The sequence below is a fragment of the Sphingomonas sp. S2M10 genome (assembly GCF_012650175.1).
Lineage (GTDB): Bacteria > Pseudomonadota > Alphaproteobacteria > Sphingomonadales > Sphingomonadaceae > Sphingomonas.
In genome coordinates, this window is sequence record NZ_JAAILI010000083.1 from 1 (window position 1) to 3,702 (window position 3,702).

General features: G+C 61.5%; 3 protein-coding genes. All 3 read right to left on the bottom strand.

Going from position 1 to position 3,702, the window contains the following annotated elements; genetic code table 11:
- Positions 1-117 precede the first annotated feature (117 nt).
- From S2M10_RS20975 to S2M10_RS20985, 3 genes are read right to left on the bottom strand one after another with little or no spacing between them, the layout of a single operon-like run.
- A complete protein-coding gene (locus S2M10_RS20975) occupies positions 118-1,122 on the bottom strand; it encodes a tyrosine-type recombinase/integrase (protein ID WP_024310637.1) in 1,005 nt (334 codons plus the stop codon).
- Positions 1,119-2,033 (bottom strand): tyrosine-type recombinase/integrase, encoded by a 915-nt coding sequence (locus S2M10_RS20980; RefSeq protein WP_011540751.1) that lies wholly within the window; start codon positions 2,031-2,033, stop codon positions 1,119-1,121. The genes S2M10_RS20975 and S2M10_RS20980 overlap by 4 nt, the downstream gene beginning before the upstream one ends.
- The gene (locus S2M10_RS20985; RefSeq protein WP_011540750.1) at positions 2,027-3,574 is read right to left on the bottom strand and encodes a tyrosine-type recombinase/integrase; all 1,548 of its coding nucleotides are present in this window, start codon (positions 3,572-3,574) and stop codon (positions 2,027-2,029) included. The genes S2M10_RS20980 and S2M10_RS20985 overlap by 7 nt, the downstream gene beginning before the upstream one ends.
- Positions 3,575-3,702 lie beyond the last annotated feature (128 nt).

Sequence of the window (3,702 nt, forward strand, 5' to 3'; positions counted from 1 at the left end):
TATTCTTTGCAGTCGCAGTTTATGTCGAGCGTGGCGGCGAGAGACGCAGGTTTCCTTCGGTTTTCCATGATTTCACTCCAGATAATATGCGGGTTAGAGGGAGTGTTCGAAGACGGGTCAGGCCCGCCTTCGAACGTCGGTGAGCATTGTGATCAAGGCGTCGGAAGGCGGCTTGAAGCGCCCCGGCTTGATCGCAGGGGCACCGTGGGCTGCGAGAATCTGCAGCTTCTCTTCGGGATCGGCGCGCAAGTAGGTCTCGGTGCTCTGGATACTGGCGTGGCCGAGCCATAATGCGACCTTGCGAATGTCCCCCGTCGCCGCGAGCGTGTGCATCGCGCAAGAATGACGAAGCACGTGGGGTGTGACGCGCTTCCCAAGGATCGACGGCTGCTTCGTCGCTGCCGTCTTGACGTGCTCGGCCAATCGGAACGCAAATCCGTCGCGGGTCATCGGCTGCCCGTTGGCATTGAGGAAAATCTCGGTGACCTCAACTTGAGGCCGGATCGCAAGCCATGCGCGCAATGCGATCTGGGTCTCCTTCCACAGCGGCAGGACCCGTTCACGTCGCCCTTTGCCCATGATGTGCATGGTGGACAGGGAGCGGTCCGGGAAATCGCCCAGTTGCAGCGTTACGAGTTCCGACACCCTCAGTCCGCCAGCATAGGTAAGATGCAGCATCGCGCGATCACGGGTGCCGAGGCGTGTCCGGGGATCGGGTGTATCGAGCAAAGCCTTGATCTCGGCCCGGTCGAGGTAATCGATCAGCGCCTTGTCTGTCTTCTTGGTCGGGATTGCTCTGACACGGAGTGCCTGATCGAGGCAGGCTGGAATCCGGTACTCGATGTATCGGAAGAAGGATCGGATCGCGGCGAGCCTGCCATTGCGGGTCCGCACGCAGCTGCCGCGGCCGATCTCCACATGATCGAGGAAGGCCATGATCATGTCTGTGCCGAGATCCTCAACCTCGAGATCGGTCGGTCGGCGCTTCAGCCGATCGGCAGCGAACTGGACGAGGAGGACGAAGCAGTTGGCATAGGTCTTCACCGTGTGCGGGCTGACGGCGCGTTCGCGCGGCAGATGTTCCCGCAGATATGCCGAGAGATGGGGAGCAAGCGCCGTCATGCCGCTTCTCCTTGAAAAAGTTGCTCGCTTGCAGCCGCAATGTCGCGCAGCAGCACTGGCGTGGCTTCGAGATACCAGTACGTGTTGGCGATCGACGCGTGCCCCAGGTAGACACTGAGACCGGCCATGTGGTGGGCAATGGCCTCCCTGTCACGCGGGCAGGACTCAAGCGAGCGAACAGCGAACGTATGTCGCAGATCGTGGAGTCGCATGCCTGCCGTACCGGTTGCTCCACGATATCCGAGAAGCCGGGCCAACCTGACGAACACGACGTGGGCGCGCACCTTGTGCGGCGCCCGCCCCCGGATAGTGACGAACAGGTCATTACACTTGGCCGGGTGCTTCGCGCGGATCGCAATGTAGGCTTCGAGTGCTTGGCGCGTCGATGGCTGCAAGGCGATCAGTCGCTGCTTGCCGAACTTGCCGTTGCGGACGACCAGCCCATCCTCGACCAGATCGTTGCACTGTAGCGCGAGAGCCTCGGAAATCCGGAGACCTGTCGCCGCGAGCAGGCCGAACAGGTAATGGTACGTGTATGGGCTAATCGTGCCATGGGGCGGAACGTTCAATGCCGCCGCCATGATCGCCCGCACCTGGTCCGCTTCGATTATGGTCGGAGTGGGACGTGGCCGCTTCCCCCGGCCGAAAACGCCGACAGGCGGGACTTCGTTGTCTGGGTCCTCGGCATGAGCGAAAAGGCTGAAGTTACGAGCAGCGTCGTACCTATGGCGAGCCACGTTTTGCGAGCTTGCCGTGTGGCACCAGTCGTAGATGCGCTGCACTCGGGTGTGCCGGTCACCGAAGCGTTCAGCGAAAGCGGCGTATTGGCGCAGCAGTCGTTCCTGTTCCGAGAACTTCCGCCCCAAGCTGCGATACAGCGAGACGTATCTGGCAATCTGCGTGCTCAGCATGACGGTTCTCCCGGCCATGGCTGCGCGATTTTCATGAGCATCGGCAGGTCGACCTTGGCGTAGATGGCGGTGGTCTCGGGCGAGCTGTGGCGCAGGATCGTTCCAACGGACTCCAGCCCTGCGCCCGCGCGCAGCAAGTTGGTGGCAAGCGAATGCCGGAAAATGTGCGATCCGGTCGGCACGCCTTCGATCCCGCCGCGCTCATGCGTGCGTGCAACGATGCCGGCGATCTCCGCCGATGAGCGGAACGAACGGAACGGGGCTTGCGCGCGCACGAACAGATGCGGATCGGCGGTCTTGGGACGCGCCGTGGCAATGTAGTCCAGGATCGCGTCACCGACGTCCTGAGGCAATGGCAGGCGATCAGGCCGACGCGTCTTGCCCTTGACCGTCAGGTGGCCCGAGCGCCAGTCGATATCGTCGAGGTGCATATCCCGAATATCACCGGCACGCAGGCCAAGCCGGGCGAGCAGGAGAATGATGGCCTTGTCCCGAACTTCCACCGGGCGATCAGTCGGACATGCGCCGATGATCTGCTCGATCGTTGCCGGGTTAACGTGCCGGGGCAGCGTCGAAAGACGGTAGCGTTGCACTGATGGGATCGCGTGCAACAAAGCTGGACGGCAAATACCCTGCACGACCAGGAACCGAATATAGCTCCGTATTATCGTGACGAGCAGTGATGCCGAACCCGGCGTCTCCTTGCTTCGTTGTTGAAACGCCCGTCTGAGGACGGCTGCATCCCATTGTGAAGGCTCGCCGAGCATAGGCGCGAGCCGCCTGATATCGGCCCGGTAGCGCCGGATCGTCTCATCGGTCGCGCCGCGGTGTTGCTTGAGCCATGCCAGATATGCCGCCATGTGCGGGTCGTCATCCGACACCAGTTCGACTGAAGGGATGACACCGCGGTCGCGCAAGAACTCGACGAAGTGCCGAGCGCCTCGCCGCCGCCGCTTCGCGCCCGAGGCAACAAGCTTGCCTCGCTTGCGCCAGACCGGACATCGACAATCATGCGCGCCGTACTGGTCGATGATCGTGTCATCGATATCGGCCCATTGTCGTCGCGCAATGCGAAGCCAGGCCGCGAAATGCTCGGCCTCGGATCGATAGGACTGGGCCGGTCCTTGCGCGAGTTGCAAGCGATCGATCCCATCGAAATAGTCGGCGAGGTGCCGTGGCAGATCGTCGATCCCGTCGTCGACACCGACGTAGCCTTGATCCTCCAGGAAGCGGACGAAGCGCCTGACTCGCGCTGCAATGTCCGCCTTATAGACTGGCTGCTGCGCCGAATACCGGTGGCAACGGCACCGATGCTTCTCGAACCGCCGAACGGTCCGATCGTCGATCGTGCGGATCGCGATCCCATGCAGTTCCATCCAATGCAGGAAATGACGGGCCGCAGCGCCAAACAGAATCGCACTGCCTGACCTCTCGTCGAGCGACAGAGAGGAGAGGAATGCGGTGAGTAGAGCGTCGTGACTGGGCGGGTCTTCGACCCGGAGCCGGGCCGCTCGAAACGACAATAATGATCTTGATCGCATGTTGGTTCCTTCGACTTGTTCAGGTCGAGGGAACCGTAATTATCTGGAGTGAAATCATGGAAAACCGAAGGAAACCTGCGTCTCTCGCCGCCACGCTCGACATAAACTGCGACTGCAAAGAATATGTC

Coding starts and splice junctions, on each gene's coding strand:
- S2M10_RS20975 (WP_024310637.1), bottom strand. CDS start 1,122: ATGACGGCGCTTGCTCCCCATCTCTCGGCATATCTGCGGGAACATCTG.
- S2M10_RS20980 (WP_011540751.1), bottom strand. CDS start 2,033: ATGCTGAGCACGCAGATTGCCAGATACGTCTCGCTGTATCGCAGCTTG.
- S2M10_RS20985 (WP_011540750.1), bottom strand. CDS start 3,574: ATGCGATCAAGATCATTATTGTCGTTTCGAGCGGCCCGGCTCCGGGTC.